This window comes from Acetomicrobium sp. UBA5826 (genome assembly GCF_002433005.1).
Taxonomy (GTDB): domain Bacteria; phylum Synergistota; class Synergistia; order Synergistales; family Acetomicrobiaceae; genus Acetomicrobium.
In genome coordinates, this window is sequence record NZ_DJHF01000015.1 from 46,257 (window position 1) to 62,052 (window position 15,796).

General features: G+C 51.8%; 12 protein-coding genes. All 12 read right to left on the reverse strand.

The window, feature by feature from the left end; all coding sequences use genetic code 11:
- Positions 1-4 precede the first annotated feature (4 nt).
- Entirely contained in the window at positions 5-1,306 is a 1,302-nt protein-coding gene (locus tag B3N34_RS03845) for an NCS2 family permease (RefSeq protein ID WP_286975112.1), read from the reverse strand.
- 91 nt (positions 1,307-1,397) lie between these two features.
- On the reverse strand, positions 1,398-1,979 hold the full coding sequence (locus B3N34_RS03850) for a deaminase (RefSeq protein WP_286975114.1): 582 nt from the start codon (positions 1,977-1,979) through the stop codon (positions 1,398-1,400).
- Positions 1,976-3,334: an FAD binding domain-containing protein gene (locus B3N34_RS03855; RefSeq protein WP_286975116.1), complete on the reverse strand. Its 1,359-nt coding sequence runs from the start codon at positions 3,332-3,334 to the stop codon at positions 1,976-1,978. Before B3N34_RS03855 ends, B3N34_RS03850 begins: the two co-directional genes overlap by 4 nt.
- Positions 3,331-5,643 (reverse strand): xanthine dehydrogenase family protein molybdopterin-binding subunit, encoded by a 2,313-nt coding sequence (locus tag B3N34_RS03860; protein ID WP_286975118.1) that lies wholly within the window; start codon positions 5,641-5,643, stop codon positions 3,331-3,333. Before B3N34_RS03860 ends, B3N34_RS03855 begins: the two co-directional genes overlap by 4 nt.
- Positions 5,644-5,672: 29 nt before the next feature.
- The gene (locus B3N34_RS03865; protein ID WP_286975120.1) at positions 5,673-7,046 is read right to left on the reverse strand and encodes a uracil-xanthine permease family protein; all 1,374 of its coding nucleotides are present in this window, start codon (positions 7,044-7,046) and stop codon (positions 5,673-5,675) included.
- A 59-nt stretch (positions 7,047-7,105) separates the two neighbouring features.
- The gene (locus B3N34_RS03870) at positions 7,106-9,433 is read right to left on the reverse strand and encodes a xanthine dehydrogenase family protein molybdopterin-binding subunit (RefSeq protein WP_286975121.1); all 2,328 of its coding nucleotides are present in this window, start codon (positions 9,431-9,433) and stop codon (positions 7,106-7,108) included.
- Positions 9,426-9,893, reverse strand: a complete 468-nt coding sequence (locus tag B3N34_RS03875; protein WP_286975122.1) for a (2Fe-2S)-binding protein — start codon at positions 9,891-9,893, stop codon at positions 9,426-9,428. The genes B3N34_RS03870 and B3N34_RS03875 overlap by 8 nt, the downstream gene beginning before the upstream one ends.
- 5 nt (positions 9,894-9,898) lie before the next feature.
- Positions 9,899-10,720, reverse strand: a complete 822-nt coding sequence (locus B3N34_RS03880) for an FAD binding domain-containing protein (protein WP_286975124.1) — start codon at positions 10,718-10,720, stop codon at positions 9,899-9,901.
- On the reverse strand, positions 10,702-12,039 hold the full coding sequence (gene ssnA, locus B3N34_RS03885; protein WP_286975125.1) for a putative aminohydrolase SsnA: 1,338 nt from the start codon (positions 12,037-12,039) through the stop codon (positions 10,702-10,704). Before ssnA ends, B3N34_RS03880 begins: the two co-directional genes overlap by 19 nt.
- A 63-nt stretch (positions 12,040-12,102) precedes the next feature.
- Complete coding sequence (locus tag B3N34_RS03890; RefSeq protein WP_286975127.1) at positions 12,103-12,579, reverse strand: (2Fe-2S)-binding protein; 477 nt, start codon at positions 12,577-12,579, stop codon at positions 12,103-12,105.
- Positions 12,572-13,447 (reverse strand): FAD binding domain-containing protein, encoded by an 876-nt coding sequence (locus B3N34_RS03895; RefSeq protein WP_286975128.1) that lies wholly within the window; start codon positions 13,445-13,447, stop codon positions 12,572-12,574. Before B3N34_RS03895 ends, B3N34_RS03890 begins: the two co-directional genes overlap by 8 nt.
- Complete coding sequence (locus B3N34_RS03900) at positions 13,444-15,732, reverse strand: xanthine dehydrogenase family protein molybdopterin-binding subunit (protein ID WP_286975129.1); 2,289 nt, start codon at positions 15,730-15,732, stop codon at positions 13,444-13,446. Before B3N34_RS03900 ends, B3N34_RS03895 begins: the two co-directional genes overlap by 4 nt.
- Positions 15,733-15,796 lie beyond the last annotated feature (64 nt).

Here is a 15,796-nt window from a genome sequence, read left to right on the forward strand (position 1 = left end):
TTTATTAAAGCATGAATTCCTTTAGCAAAAACAGCACGGCAAGCACGTACATCGTCTTGCTGACTTCCCTGCCGCGTCCGGCAAGGAGCTTTATCAGGGCATAGGAGATTATCCCCCAGGAGATGCCCTCCGCTATTGAGTAGGCAAAGGGCATTGCAAAGATGGTAATGCAGGCGGGAACGATCTCCGTTATGTCGTCGAAGTTCAAATTTTTTAGAGACTGCATCATGAAGACGCCGACCATGACCAATGCAGGCGCTGTCGCGACGGATGGTACTATCTTTGCTATAGGTGATATGAAGAGGGCGCACAAAAATAGTATCGCTACAACTAGGGCCGTAAGACCCGTGCGTCCTCCTTCCTCAACTCCTGCTGCGCTTTCCACGTAGGTCGTCGTGGTGCTCGTTCCAAGGCATGCACCCAAAGTCGTCGCCACGGCGTCGGCAAAGAGGGCACGACCGACCTTGGGAAGCTCTCCCTTTTCGTTCAGCATGCCGGCCCTTGTGGAAACTCCTATGAGCGTGCCTATGGTGTCGAACATGTCGACGAAGACGAAGGTTATGATCACGGGAAACATGGCAAAAGTCAAAGCAGATTTGAGGTCCAACTTAAAAAAGACGGGAGAAAGGCTCGGCGGAGCGGAAATGATTCCCTCCGGGGGAGTCGTGATGCCGAGGGGGATGCTAACGATGGTGATCAGCAAAATACCCCAAAGCAAGGACCCCTTGACCTTATAAGCATGAAGGACTGCCATGAAAAGAAGCCCCACCATAGCCAGAATAGGACCGGCAGACTTTATATTGCCCAGCGACACTAGCGTGGCGGGGTTATCGACAATGATGCCCGCCTGTATCAGGCCTATCAAGGCTATGAACATCCCGATGCCCGCTCCAACCGCTACCTTTAGCGTGTAGGGAACGGCATTGACGATGGCCTGTCTTACCTTACCTGCCGTCAGTATTATGAATATGATTCCATCGATGAAAACACAAGCGAGGGCGACTTCCCAGCCTACCTGCATACCGAGCACTACCGAGAAGGCAAAAAAGGCGTTAAGCCCCATGCCCGGCGCCAGAGCGAAGGGATAATTCGCCAAAAAGGCCATCAAAAGCGTCCCTATCGCCGAGGCCAAACAAGTGGCCGTCATGACCGCTCCGAAATCCATGCCGGCTTCGCTTAAAATAGCGGGGTTGACGAATATTATGTAAGCCATAGTCATAAAAGTAGTGATGCCGGCAATTATCTCGGTGCGTATGCTGCTGCCGCTCGCAGTTACGTTAAACCGTTTGTCCAACCACTCACCCATAATACGAACACCTCCTTAAATAACGACTGCCCGTAAAATTATATTGCGCTTCTCTTCCGTAAAGGGAGAATTTAAGTTTATATCAACTCTATCACTTTCTTATAATATTATCTATACCGTCCTTTATGCTTTGATACTGCCGAGATAACGCGTTGTACTCCTCTATTATCCTCTCGACTCTCACTTTCGCCTCCTCATCTTGGAAATTCTTCAACATCTCCATGATGCTGTACGACTCGAAAAAGGAGTTTTTACGGCTTGGGCGCTCGCAGCCGAAGACCTCCTTTAACATCTTCAAGTCATGAGGGATATTGAAGACGTCGTTCGTCTCTTCGTAGCTAAAGAAGTAATAGATCTTCGGAAATCCTGCCCAGGCTATGGCAGACAGGCACATCGAGCAGGGCTCGTGTGTCGAAAGAAAGATGCAGTCCTGCGGCTTTGGGTGGTCTTCAAGCTCAAAAAACTTCAATATCGTATATATCTCGCCGTGAAATATGGGGTTTTCTCCCTCATGATTGGTGGCCGCAACCACGAGGGAAAGATCGTCTGCTTTAAGTACGGCGCCGCCAAAGACCTTATGGCCTAGGGGGACGCATTTTCTAGTCTGGGGTAAAATGTCGTTCTCGATTACGTCGATAAGCCTGTTAAGTAAAGCTCTATCGTCGCAGCTCATGATCTTGCCTCCTTTAAGAATCGCGATACCAATCTGCCCGTGACGCGCTTTCTGTAGTCCTTCGAAGTCCTGGGGGAGACTTCTTCGCTCGCAATGAGGCGGGCTTCGTCAATGACTTCCTCTGTTAGTTTCTTTCCCCTGAGATATTTTTCCGTCTCAGTCAAAAAGATCGGGACGGGCGACATGCTTCCCGCCGCTAAGCGGATGTCACCTACTGCCTCGCCGTCGAGCTCGATAAACCCGGCCACGGAAAGCCTTGAAATGGTTAAAGCAAGCCTGGAACCTCTTTTGTAGAAAAATTGGCGCGACTTCACCGAAGGAAGGGGTATTTTTACGCTTTTAAGCAACTCATCGGGCATTAAAACAGTCTTTCTGTAGCCGCTGTAAAGCTCCGTCACGGGTATTTCGCGCACTCCCCTTTTGCTTTGAAGGACTGCTATTGCGCCAAGGACGAAAAGCAGGGGCGGACTGTCGGCAGCGGCCGATCCGTTGACGAGATTTCCTCCTATTGTGGCCCTATTTTGTATGGCCACGGCTCCAATTAAAGTCGAAAGATAAGCCAGGGCGGGAAAATGCTTTTTCACCAAATCCGAAGAGGCGACCTCGGAAAAGGTCGTGCCGCTTCCGATCTCCATGTAGCCATCTTCGAGCTTTATCCCCTTTAGCTCCTTCAAATTCCAGATGTCCATCACCCTCTCGGGCTCGGGCTTTCCCTTCTTAAGGTCGGGGTAAAAATCGGTACAACCTGACAACAAGGTCACGTCCGGGTACCTTGCTAGAATTTCCAAGGCTTCCTCCAGATCGCCGGGCAAAAATACCCGGGAGGGCTCGCTTCCCTGAAGCTTTACCGATTCCTCGGACACATTATCCCTTCTGCCCTTTTCAGCAGCAATCTTTCTGCCGTAGCCTTCGGCCGCCGCTTTGTCTACGGCGCGAAATATCCGTTCGTAACCGGTGCATCGACAGAGGTTTCCCGCCAGGGCCCACTTTATCTCCTCTCTGGTGGGATTGGGGTTTGCGCTTAAAAGGGCCCGTGCTGCCAAGACCATCCCCGGAATACAGAATCCGCACTGTACCGCCCCCTCCTCGACGAAGGCCTTCTGAAGCGCGTCTTCCTCGCCGTCCAATCCTTCTATGGTGAGCACATCCCCGCCCCGCACCTGCAGAGCTGGAACCAGGCAGGAGTTCACGAGTTTTCCGTTTAAAATCACCGAACAGGCTCCGCACTCTCCCTCTCCGCAGCCTTCTTTGGTGCCAACATACCCAAGCTGCTCCCTCAAGACGTCAAGCAGTCGGTCCAGGGGAGAAGCCTCGGCCGTAACTTCCTGTCCGTTTAAAGTAAACCGTAACTTCATGATCGTCTTTCATCCCCTTCTTGCTCGAGCGAAGTCAAAATCTCCCCCGTCACGGGAAGCCTGGTGGGAAAAAGTCCTGTAGCGTGCTCAATGGCTGACGCCACCGCAGGTCCTCCCCCGCTTAAAGGCATTTCACCCAATCCCTTTGCCCCAAAGGCTCCCCTGCTGCAGGGAATTTCCATAAGTTCCACGAAGAAGTCGGGGCAATCGACGCTGGTAGGAATGGCGTAGTTGGCAAGCCTGTTGTTCCTGTATCTACCGCCTTCCATCTCTATGACCTCTAGGTAACCGTATCCTAATCCCTGGAGGCTTCCGCCTTCTACCTGACCAAGGGCGAGCAAGGGATTTATAGCAGTACCGACGTCAACGACAACGGTGTCTCGCAAGGGCCTCACTTCCCAGGTATCTGTATCGACTTCTACTTCTAAAACGTTAGCTCCCCAGGCGTAACCCTGGTATGCGTCCCCCTGACATTTCTCGTCGTCCCAGTTAAGCTCCGGGGGATGGACGTAATCGCCTATGACTTCAAGCGGTCCCATTTCTTCCTCGATCCGTCGGGCTATTTCAAAAAAGTCAGCTAGGGGAGTACCGTTTTCAAAAAATGTTCCCTTTGCATAGGTTATATCCTCAAGTGAGACGTCAAAATGCCTGGATACGTACTCCTTGAGCTGCATAATTAGCTTTTCTGTCCCACGAAGCACGATCTTTCCCACGATCATGGTGGTGCGAGAGGCGACTGTCGGACCGCTGTCAGGGGCCTTGGACGTATCGGGCTGGCAATACTTCACCTTCTCGAAGGGAATTTGAAGGCCCTGAGCTGCTATTTGAGTGAGCACCGTCGCTGCGCCTTGCCCCATCTCGACGTTGCTCACGTGAAGTTCGACTGACTCTCTCGCCACAAAAAGCTTTATTTTTCCGTTGATCTTCTGCTCTCCTGCTCCAGTAAAACCTCCTCCGTGAAGGAAAAGCGACACACCGATGCCACGTTTTTTCGGGCCCTGATCTTTTGAATATTCGGCCCTCTTTCTTTCGTATTCGGAGATCGCCAAGGCACGCTCAAAGACTAGCCTTGCACCGTCGTCCTCGACCCTTTGACCAAAGGGAAAGGCATCTCCGCTCTTTAACAGGTTTTTACGCCTCACTTCTACAGGGCTTAAACCAAGCGTCCTTGCGATTTTATCCATCTGTCTTTCCATAGCAAATATGCTTTGAGGCGCGCCAAAGCCCCTGAAGGCACCGTTTGGCGGGGTGTTTGTGGCCACAGCCCTGGCAATGATTCGTGCGTTTGGTATCTGGTAGCAGCCCGTAGCGTGAAGCAGCGACCTTTGAAGCACTACGATGCTCAAGGTCGTATAAGCTCCTCCGTCAAGTACCAGGTCTACGTCCTGGGCGACTATCGTGCCGTCCTTTTTTACCCCTGTTCTGTGCCTTATCCTGGAAGGGTGTCTCTTGGTGGTGGAGACCATATCTTCGGCCCTGTCGTAGATGATCTTCACGGGCCTTTTGGCCTTCAAGGCCAGCACGGCTGCGTGTATCGCAAGAAGGGAGGGAAAATCTTCCTTTCCGCCAAAGCCTCCGCCCGTAACGGCCTGTTTTATGATGACCTTATCGGGCGGGAGGTTTAAAGCATGCGTCATGGCGCCATGTATATAGTAAGGACACTGAAGCGAACCTACTACCTCCACGCCTCCATCGTCGCGGGGAAGGGCCACCATCCCCTGGGGTTCCAGGTAAAGCTGCTCCTGATGGCCCGTCCTGTAAGTTTCTTCAATGATGATATCTGCTTCTTTAAATGCCTCGTCGACGTCTCCTCTTTTTACTTCGAACTTGGCAAGTATGTTGTCATTGCCCCAGATCACGTTTTTGCCCTCAAGGGCCTCCTCGATGGAAAGAACAGGCTCCAGTGGTTCGATTTCAACCTTTACGGCCTTTAGTGCAGCCTTGAGGAGTGCCTTTGTAGGGGCGGCAACGAGCGCTATGGGTTCCGATACGTAATTTACGATATCCTCTGCCAATACGGGCATGTCACGCCTTACCATGGCCACCTCATTCGGGCCCGGAAGGTCTTTTGCCGTCACAAAGACCACCTTCGACCAGTCAAAGGACGGATCCTGCCTGATACCAACGATCCTTCCGCGGGGCACGTCGCTTCTCACAGTGCCCCCGTACCAACAACCAGGGATTGGGCAGTCATCGATGTACTCTGCCTTCCCCATAACCTTATCCCAGGCATCTACCCTGACGACGGGCTTTCCGACAACATCCCTGAATTCTTTTTCCGTCGGCGTAACCTTTAATTTTTCAACCAAAGGGCAACATCTCCCCTCATCCAACGGGATTATTGGTTTTTATTATAAAACACGTAATTTATAAGCAAATTGCTCACAATACCCACAGTGACGGCCAAAAATACGTTATTTGTTAGGTAAAGTTTCACGAAGGGATGCAAAGTCCCAAGCCAGGCGCCCCTGTCCAAATTTAAATAGTAGGGCATCATGACGGAGATCCCAAGGGTAACTCCAGCTACGATCATGTTACCGAAGTTGTTTTTGACATCGGACATGACGGTGTTAATGCCAGAAAGCAGTATCAAACCCGCGCTTATTATAAAGGCTCCGCCTATGACCGACTTTGGGATCGCAGCCAGGATCGTGGTAAACTTGGGACACAGCCCGTAAAGAAGGAATATAAAAGCCGCTGTTTGCGTGACTATCCTGCTTGCGATCCCCGTCGAAGCTATGATACCGGCGTTCTGGCTTGCGCTGGTGACAGGAAGGCCTCCGAAAAGGGAACACAAAGCGCAGGAAAAGCCCTCGGCAGCTATTCCCCTGTTCATATGTTTTACCTTGTAAGGCTCGGCCGCTGCGGTACATATGGCAGCATAATCCCCTATGGACTCAAACATGGAGCATGCATATCCCGTTAGCACCAATAAAATGGCGGAAAAACTTATTATCATAGGCGATGTCGCACCGTCGTAGCCCTTGAAGGGGAAAAGCTTTGGAAGGCTTACCCAGCCTGCGCGGGCAACGCTTCCCCAATCGAAAATACCCAGAACCGTTCCACCAATTATACCCACAATAAGAATTGAGATGAGCACAAAGCCCCTGGAGATCAGGCCCTTAAGTTTAAACCGCAAAAAGAGGGCAAAGAGAAAACTTATTATCCCAAGTGACAAATGTAGGGCATTCGGAATGGCAAATACCCAAGAAAGAGAGATGCGGGTTATAACAAAGCCAATAGTTGCAACTACTGACCCCACAACGACTGGTGGCATGAATTTCCTTAAAACCGTGAGTACTCTGGATGCTCCGAAAAGTCCCTCGATAATACCGCCAGCAAAGGCAGCTCCCCAGGCGGTGGTGAGCCCGTAGGGATAAGTTTTGGCTATCGAAGCCATGTTTATGAATATGGGAACGGAAGGAAGCTGCACCACTGGAAGCCTGTTTCCCAGGGTGGTCTGTATCATCGTCGCCACGAAAACGCCTATGAAGCAGTAGCTTATCATGGAAGGCGTAACGCTTTCCGGAAGCCCCGCCATGGCCACGAATGCCGTAGCCCAGATGAAGGGGCTGAAATCTACCAAGGTTAGCTGGAGGGCGTAATAAAGCGTTTCAAACACGGACTTCGGCTTCTCGTCTATCGTCAAAACAGGCTTCGTCAAAGCCTCCACTTCCTGCTTAAATACTGCCTGTTCGGGATCATACGCCATTATTTTCACCATCCTTTTTAAAATCAAAGGGGCATCCCGCAGCGGACACCCCTTTTGCCTTAGCCTACTCCCTTTTCCTTGATTGCCTTTAAGACGCGCTCGGGCGTCATGGGAAGGTCGTACATCCTGATTCCTACGGCGTCGTAAATGGCGTTTGCGATTGCAGGCCCCGGCGTATTGATGGCCACTTCTCCTACAGATTTGGCCCCGTAAGGTCCGTATTCCTCGAAAGAAGGCACGAGTATAGTGACGATCTCCGGTAAGTCCGTGGTCTTATATACCTTGTAGTCCCAGAAGCTGGGGTTTTTCATCTTCCCCTTCTCGTCAAAGAGGTACTCCTCGCAGAGAGAAAAGCTTACGCCGTTTAATACTGCTCCTTCCACCTGCCCCTCGGCAAGCTTCGGGTTTAAGACGTTGCCGCAGTCCATGGCCGTAACGACCTTGAGGGGTCTGACGATACCGGTCTTTATGTCGACTTCCACTTCGGCGAAGGTGGCACAAAAAGGGAAGGGCGACACGGGGCTGACAAAGGAGGCGCTTTCCTCGATCTGAAACTGGTTTTTCGCATAAAAGGCATAGTAAGCCACGTCTTTAAAGCTTAGGCTTCGGCCGCTTTTTACGTGAGAGACTTCCTCCACCCCCAGGGTCAGCTCTTCCCTGGGGCATTCGAGCATCTCCGAAGCGACTTCCATGATCCTCTCCGCCACCTTTTGGGCGCACCTTTTGACGGCGTTGCCCGATACGTAAGTTGTGGAAGAAGCATAGGCTCCCACGTCGTAGGGCGTGAGGTCCGTATCGGAAGAAAGCACTATTATCTTCTCCGATGGCACCTTTAATGTTTCGGCCGCAATTTGGGCGAGCACCGTATCGGAGCCCGTCCCTATATCTGTGGCCCCAACGTAAAGGTTAAAGGAGCCGTCCTCGTTCATCTTTATGTGGGCGCCGCCCATGTCTATCAGGGGAATGCCCGATCCCTGGGTCGCTACGGCCATTCCGACGCCGTAGCATTTGTCGCCCTCTTTCCTTTTGGCTCCTCTCTTTTCCTTCCACCCGATGACTCGTGCAGCCTCGTCTATGCACTCGGAAAGCTTACAGGAAGTGACGACCTGCTCGTGTCCGGTCTTGCCCTCGCCTATGGCTTTGAAGACCTCTGAGGTCTCGCCCGTCTTTATGTGCCACTTCTTGACGAACTCGGCCATGTCTATGCCGAGAAGCCTCGTTATGTGATCTATGTGCTGATTGAGCCCGAAAAATCCTTGGGTGGCTCCGTAGCCTCTATAGGCTCCGCCGACGGGGAGATTGGTGTATACACAGTCGGCGTAGAAAGAGACGTTTTCTATTTTGTTGAAGAGAGGAAGTACCTTGGCGCCCGTATTTGCCAGGACGGTAGGCCCATGGGGCCCGTATGCACCTGCGTTCATGAGGTCATCGATCTCCATGGCGACGATTGTGCCGTCGTTTTTGACGCCCATCTTTATCCTGGAGCGCATGGCGTGCCTCGTCCTTCCCGATACGAAGTACTCCTCCCTGGAGGTTACTATCTGTGCCGGCCGCTTCGTCCTCCATGCAACCAATGCCACGTAAGGCTCAAGCAGCACTTCCTGCTTGCTCCCGAATCCGCCTCCAATGCGGGGCTTGATCACCCTTATTTTGCCCAGAGGAATTCCCAATATGTTGGAAACTATCCTCCTGGCGTGGAAGGGAACCTGAGTCGAGGTAATGAGAACCAGTCTGCCGTAGTGATCAAACGTGGCCTTCGTCACGTGCGTCTCCAGGGCACAGTGGGAGGCGATATGGGTATAGTAAGTTGCCTCCTGCACGAAGTCCGCCTCTTCAAATCCTTTCTGTGAATCGCCATATAAGAAGGCTATCCTGGCAGCAAGGTTTTTCTCCGGCCTGTATATGGCGGAAGGTATCATGACGTGCTCTTCTCCGTCGTGAAGTACGGGCGCTCCATCTTTTTCGGCCTCTTCAATATCGAAAAGGGCAGGAAGCATCTCGTATTCCACCTTGATTTTCTTCACCGCTTCCTTCGCTATCTCTTCGCTTTCTGCTGCTACCAGGGCCACCCTGTCGCCGACGAACCTCACCTTTTCATCGAACATGTACATGTCGTAGGGCGAAGGCTCCGGATGTGACTGGCCTGCGGAGGTGTAAAGTACCCTTGGGGTGTTTTTGTAGGTCAACACCAGCGCGACTCCCGGCATCGATTCGGCTTCGACTGTATCTATGCTTTTTATCTTCGCATGAGCGTGGGGCGAGTACAGAAAAGCTATATGAAGGGGATCTTTAAGCGCAAAGTCGTCAGCAAAGAGCGGTTCGCCCGCCGCGAGCGCCAGGGCATCGACTTTCTCCTTATTTTTTCCAATGTTGATATAATCAGTCATTTTCCTTCACCTTCCTCGCGGCAAGTTTCACGGCATCTATTATCTTTACGTAACCCGTGCACCTGCAGAAATTTCCGTCAAGGGCTTCCTTTATCTCTTCGTCGGTAGGATCAGGGTTTCTTTGAAGCAAGGCGTAAGTGGCAAGCACCATGCCAGGAGTGCAAAATCCACACTGTACTGCTCCCGCCTCAACGAAGGCCTCTTGTATCGGGTGGGGTTCGTGAATAGACCCTATGCCTTTGACCGTCGTTATTTTTCTTTCGCCTACGGAAGCAGCATAAACCATGCAGGAGTTTACGAGTTCTCCATCGAGCAGAACGCTGCAGGCGCCGCAAAAGCCTTCCCTGCAGCCGCATTTTACCTCCGTAAAGCCGTTGTCGCGCAAAAGGTCTAACAGCCTGGCATGGGGAGCGAATTCCAGTTCGTGTACTTTTCCGTTTATGTTAAACGATGCCTTCATCTCCATCACCTCGCACTTGCTAAGGCGTCAAACCCGCGCATGAGCAATACCCTTGCGACCTCGGCCAGATAAGGGCCGCTTCCTGCTGGTTTGTCTGCAAACTCAAGCTTCACGTCGTCAAAAAGGCGATCAGGGTCAATAGCTTTCAGCGATTTACCCTTAAAGCCGGCTTCAACCGCATTCAGCCTTTCGTAGACCTTCTTGCAACCGGTAACGACTATCTTCGCCTCGTCTACTACATCGCCCTTCATGGAAAAGCCCAACGTAACGGTCAAAGCGGAATAATCGTTTGCGGTACGGGCAAACCTGTCGAAAAAGAAGCACGTCGAGCCGCCTGCCTGAAAATTGACTTCTGTCACGGCGCATCCCTGAAATTTGGCCTTGTTCGACAAGAACTCTTCATATGAATAGGTGCCGTTTAATTTGCCTACAACGTTCAATTTTGCATCCAACGCTAAAAGGGGACCCATAAAGTTAGACCAAAGGGGCGACAAAAACACGCTTCCACCGACGGTGATGCGGTTTCTTAGAGGTGTCGTCGCCGTGCATTTTAAAGCCTTGACAAGCAAGTGGTCGCTTTCTAAGGAGTCCATAACTCGACTCAGGGTTGCCGTCGCTCCGATGCGCCAGATGTCGCCATCTTTCTTGACATAGTTTAGGGGTAAAGAGGAGATGTCAATAACCCGCTTTGCCGATTTTATCCTCTCTTCCTTTATAGCCGTGCCGCCTGCATGGATAAACACACCCTCTTCCTTTAAAAGCTCTGCCAGTTCTTCCAGGCTTTTTGGAAAATACCACTCCATCGCTTTCAACTCCTTTTCTTCCAATAGCTTTCTGCCACCTTTTTGGCTTCCGCCATGACGCTTTCTTCAATCATGCTCACTAGGACGTGGTCTCTTACGACCTCGCGGCCTCCTACTATAACGGAATTTACCGCGCTATCACGAATGCCAAATATAAGATGGCCTAAAAGGTTTTGGGGCGTCAAGGGCGTTGGTGGATAGTAATCAAGGACGACCAGGTCGGCAGCAGCTCCTTCCTTTATAACCCCCATGGGTTTACCGAAGTGGGCAGAAAAGATCGCAGCGTTTGACTCAAAAAGCATCTTCGCCGTCTCGGTCCAGCCCACGGTCGGATCCCTGCGTTCGTGCTTGTGTATTATGTAAGCCACCTTGGCAGACTCAAGCATGGAAGGGGTGTAGCCGTCGGTCCCCAAGCCCACATTAACGCCCTTTGCGATCATCCCCACGACGTTTGGCACGCCCACGGCGTTGTTCATGTTGGACTCCGGATTATGAACGACATTTACGCCACATTTCGCCAAAAGCTCGATTTCGGGCTCATCTATATGCACTCCGTGAATGGCAAGGCTGCCAGGAATTAAGACACCAAGCTCGTACAACCTGTCCGTTACGCCCTTGTAACCCCTCTCTCTGGCGTCGGTCACATCAGCCAAACCTTCGGCCAAGTGAAAATGAAAGGCAGCGTTGAAATCCCTTGCTTCCCCCGCACAGCGCCTTATCGTTTCATCCTCAAGCGTGAAAGAAGCGTGAAGCCCAAACATCGCCCGAACAAAGGGATCGTTTGTATTCTTTTTAATGAACCTCACGTTTTCTTCAATGGAGGCATCTCTTGCCTTCGGTCCCCAACGGTCAGAGACCTCAAAACACAAAGACCCCTTAATTCCGACGTCCTTTAAGGCTTTTTCAAGCACGTCAAGGCTTCCTTCGATCATGCCAAAGGAGGCATGATGATCAAGTATCGCAGTCGTTCCGCTTTTGAGCGAATCTATGGCGCCTACAAGTGCGCTGTAGTAAAGCTCCTCTTCCGTCATAAGATCTTTGTCCATACCCCACCAAAGCCGCTCCAGTATCTCCTTAAAGGTCTTTGGCGAGGGACCCGCTATGGACATGCCTCGGGCGAAGCTGCTGTAAAGGTGCATATGGGCATTGAGAAAGCCGGGCATCACGAGCCTTCCCCCCAAGTCTTTAACCGTTACCCCTTCTTTATTGCCATATTTTGCAAGGATATCATCACTTTTGCCCACGGCAACTATCGTTTCGCCGTCTATGACCAGACCGCCGTCTTCTATGACCCTGCAGTCTTCGCCAAGGGTTACAACTGTCCCGCCTTTTAATATGAGCATTCCCGCCCCTCCCTTCTTGATCGATATTTCAACCGATCCGAATAAATTACATTCTGCCCCTTCTCAACGGCTCTCCAGCGCCCTGGTTGCACTCTCTATCGCCTCTATGATCTGCTCATACCCCGTACAGCGGCATAAGTTTCCCTCTATGGCGGTCTTTATCTCCTCCCTGGTGGGGTTAGGGTTTTTATCGATCAAGGCCTTGGCGGACATGAGCATGCCGGGCGTGCAAAAGCCGCACTGTACGGCGTGATGCTTTATAAATGCCTCCTGCAACGGGTGAAGTTGACCTTCTTTTTCCAGGCCCTCGACAGTAATGACCTCGCTTCCATCGGCTTGAGCCGTCAGAATCAAGCAGGAATGCACCGCCTCACCGTCAAGTATTACCGTGCAGGCTCCGCATTCCCCGACGCCGCAACCTTCCTTCGTGCCCGTAAGGTGAAGGCGCTCCCGCAAGGTGTCAAGCAGCCTTTCCTTCGGCCCGACCATAAGGCGATGTTTCGTTCCATTTACGGTGATGGTGACTTCGATATTACTCATTGGCCTTCGCCTCCCTAAAAATCGTCTCCAAGGCGCGCTTTACCAGGCTTGCCAGGGCTATGCGCTTATAAGGCGTTGACCAGCGAACGCCCGTGGCAGAGATCATCTCCTCGCTTGCCCTTTCGCCTATCTCGGCTGGATCAATGTCGCCAATCCTTTTGCCGGAAATTGCTTCCTCGGTCTTGCCGAAACGAATCGGGTACGCCGTCGCTGCGCCCGGCACAATTCTAGGGTCAAAGACGGTATCGTCTTTTATGCCCAAGACGACCGCCAGATTAAGCCTGGCTATGTTCATGGCCTTTCTTCTTCCTATCTTTTGGAAATTAGTAAAGTAACCTTCGCCGAGCAGGGGCACGCATACTTCCGTCATAATTTCGTCGCTTTGACGGTTCGTCCTGTAGGGACCGGCCAAAAACTCGTCCAGTGGAAGCTTTCTTTCGCCATTTAAAGTACGCAGTTTCACATGCGCCTTTAGGGCAATGAGAGGAGGAAGCAGATCGGCGGCGGGTGAGGCGTTATTTATATTCCCCCCCACGGTGCCTCTGTTTCTTATTTGGGTGGAACCTATGGTCTTGGCAGCGGAGGCCAACAAGGGAAAGTGTTTATTAATTACGGGAGACTCCACAAGCATCGTATGAGTGGATAAAGCCCCTATCGCCACGCAGTCATTTCTTTCTTCGATGAACTTTAATTCCTTTAATCCGCTTATGTCGAGCAAATACTTGAAACCCTTAGCACGCGCGTTTTCCTTCCTGATGTCCACCAATAGGTCCGTCCCGCCTGCTATGGCTTTCACGCCTTCGTGAGAGCCGAGAAACTCCAGTGCTTCCTTCAAAGAAGGAGCTTTAAAAAATTCATAGTCTATCATTTTTTGCCACGTCCTTTCCTCAAGGGGTGGCCCAAAAGCACCCTCTCCAAGTTCAACGGCAGCGATCTTATCCTCCTGCCCGTAGCCTGTGCGATGGCGTTGGCTATGGCTGCTGCGCCAAGCTCAAGCGTAGGTTCTCCTATGGATTTCGCGCCGAAAGGTCCGTCGGGGTCGGGATTTTCGACGATTATGGGGATTATGTTGGGCATGTCCTTAGAGGTGGGAATTATGTATTCGTCGAAGTTGGTGTTTGCGATATAACCTTCGTCGGTCTCCACCTCTTCCATGATGCCGTAACCCAGGCCCATCATAACTCCCCCGTATATCTGCCCTTTCAACATCTCAGGATTTATCGCCCGTCCCACGTCATGGGCGGCCGCCATGTTCAACACCGTCACCTCGCCCGTCCCCATGTCTACCTCTACCTCGGCTATCTGACAGCCGTAGACGTAGGTGAAGTAGGGATTACCCCTTCCTTCCTCCTCGTCCCAGTGGATGCTCGGCGCCACATACCATCCGACGTGGGACAGCTGAACGCCGGCCCAAAAAGCTTTGTTAGCCGCCTCAGCGAAGGAAATCAGCTTTTTGCCATCGGGAGTATATATCCAGTTTTCCTTGAACACCAGGTCACTTGAAGGCAGTCCGAACTCCTCGGCCAGAAAGCGGGAAAGGGCCCTCTTGGCGTTCTCGGCGGCCCTCATAACGGAGTTTCCTCCTACTAAGGTGGAGCGCGACGCTACGGTGGAGCCGCTGTCCGGCGAGATCAAGGTATTTGCCTCGAGGAAGGTTATATGTTTCATCTCTATGCCAAGTTCTTCCGCTGCGATCTGACAGAAGGCTGTCTTAAGACCCTGGCCGTTTTCTGCCAGGCCGCTGTAAAGATAGACGCTTCCGTCCTTTTGGATGGACAAAACCGTTCCGGCGCCGTCAACGGCCTCGGCGCCTAGGCTGCAGCCCCTGAAACTTATAGCCATGCCTATGCCTCTGCGCTTGTCGCCCCTTTGGGGTTTGCTGTATTCCCTGTATTTTTCTTCGTAGCCTATGGCCTCTGCGGCCTTTTTCATGACTTCAGCCAGGCTTACCTCATGGCGGTCAAGCTTCTGTCCGCTCGCCGTCATCGAACCGTTCTTCAAGATGTTTTTAAGCCTTATCTCAAGCGGAGTTATGCCAAGTTCCTGGGCCATCTCGTCCATTAAAGACTCATTTGCAAATATCACCTGAGGGGAGCCATAGCCGCGCATGGCGCCTGTGTATACGTTGTTAGTATAATATCCGTAGGTATCGGTCTTGACGTTGGGCACTTCGTAAGGCCCCGTCGCCTGAACGACGGATCTCCAGGTGACGAAGGGGGTCTGGCAGGCGTAAGCTCCGCCATCGGCTATAGCCTCAATTTCCATGGCCATCAGCTTGCCGTCCTTAGTAGCTCCTACCTTATATTTCATCTTATAGGGATGCCTTTTGTAGCTTTCCAGAATGGACTCTTCCCTGGTATTTACCATTTTAACGGGTCTGTCGGTCTTTAAGGCCAAAAGGGCTGCCCTGCAGGCCATGGCGGATACGACTTCGTCTTTGCCGCCAAAGCTGCCGCCTATGTGGTTTTGAACGACCCTTACCTTGCTCAGGTCGGCTTTAAGACACCTTGCCACGGCATCCCTGGTGGCAAAGACGTTTTGAACTGAACCGTAGATCGTTACCAGGCTTCCGTTTTCATGAGGGACAGCCACGACGGCCTCGGGCTCTATGTAGCTGTGCTCCACGAACTGCGTCTCGTACTCTCTTTCGATGATGACATCGCTTCCGGCAAAGCCCTCATCGACGTTGCCCTTTCTCAATTTATGGTGTACCACTTCATTGCTGGCTCTTTCAGGATGTATAGGATCGCTTTCCTTTGACACTATGGGGTCAAAAATCCCTTCTATTTCTTCGTATTCCACTTCGATAGCTTCTAAGGCCTTGGCAGCGATCTCAAGGGATTCTGCTGCCACCATGGCTACGCCGTCGCCTATATAGTAAATGCGTTCCTTGGCCAGGACCTGCTGGTCCTGTATAATGACACCTATTTCGTTGCAGAAAACGTCTTGGGCCGTCATGACAGCCCATACGCCCGGTATGGCGCGAGCTTTCTCTACGTTAATGCTTTTTATCCTCGCCGAAGGATGCTTTGCCCGAAGCACCTTGCCGTAAAGCATCCCGGCAAACTGAAGGTCAGCTCCGTATTTTGCCCTCCCCGTCACCTTCTCGTAGGCGTCGACCCTCTCTGCTGGTTTATTTACCGTGCTAAACATATCTCTTCCTCCTCTGGCCTTTCACTAGCCCTGTAGTATTGGATCTACAGGGCTAGTGCAGGTG

Bases quoted from the DNA above. Each gene is read 5' to 3' on its own strand.
- B3N34_RS03875 (WP_286975122.1), bottom strand. From the start codon at position 9,893: ATGAAGGCATCGTTTAACATAAACGGAAAAGTACACGAACTGGAATTC.
- B3N34_RS03855 (WP_286975116.1), bottom strand. From the start codon at position 3,334: ATGAAGTTACGGTTTACTTTAAACGGACAGGAAGTTACGGCCGAGGCT.
- B3N34_RS03850 (WP_286975114.1), bottom strand. From the start codon at position 1,979: ATGAGCTGCGACGATAGAGCTTTACTTAACAGGCTTATCGACGTAATC.
- ssnA (WP_286975125.1), bottom strand. From the start codon at position 12,039: ATGCTCATATTAAAAGGCGGGACAGTTGTAACCCTTGGCGAAGACTGC.
- B3N34_RS03865 (WP_286975120.1), bottom strand. From the start codon at position 7,046: ATGGCGTATGATCCCGAACAGGCAGTATTTAAGCAGGAAGTGGAGGCT.
- B3N34_RS03895 (WP_286975128.1), bottom strand. From the start codon at position 13,447: ATGATAGACTATGAATTTTTTAAAGCTCCTTCTTTGAAGGAAGCACTG.
- B3N34_RS03890 (WP_286975127.1), bottom strand. From the start codon at position 12,579: ATGAGTAATATCGAAGTCACCATCACCGTAAATGGAACGAAACATCGC.
- B3N34_RS03845 (WP_286975112.1), bottom strand. From the start codon at position 1,306: ATGGGTGAGTGGTTGGACAAACGGTTTAACGTAACTGCGAGCGGCAGC.
- B3N34_RS03900 (WP_286975129.1), bottom strand. From the start codon at position 15,732: ATGTTTAGCACGGTAAATAAACCAGCAGAGAGGGTCGACGCCTACGAG.
- B3N34_RS03870 (WP_286975121.1), bottom strand. From the start codon at position 9,433: ATGACTGATTATATCAACATTGGAAAAAATAAGGAGAAAGTCGATGCC.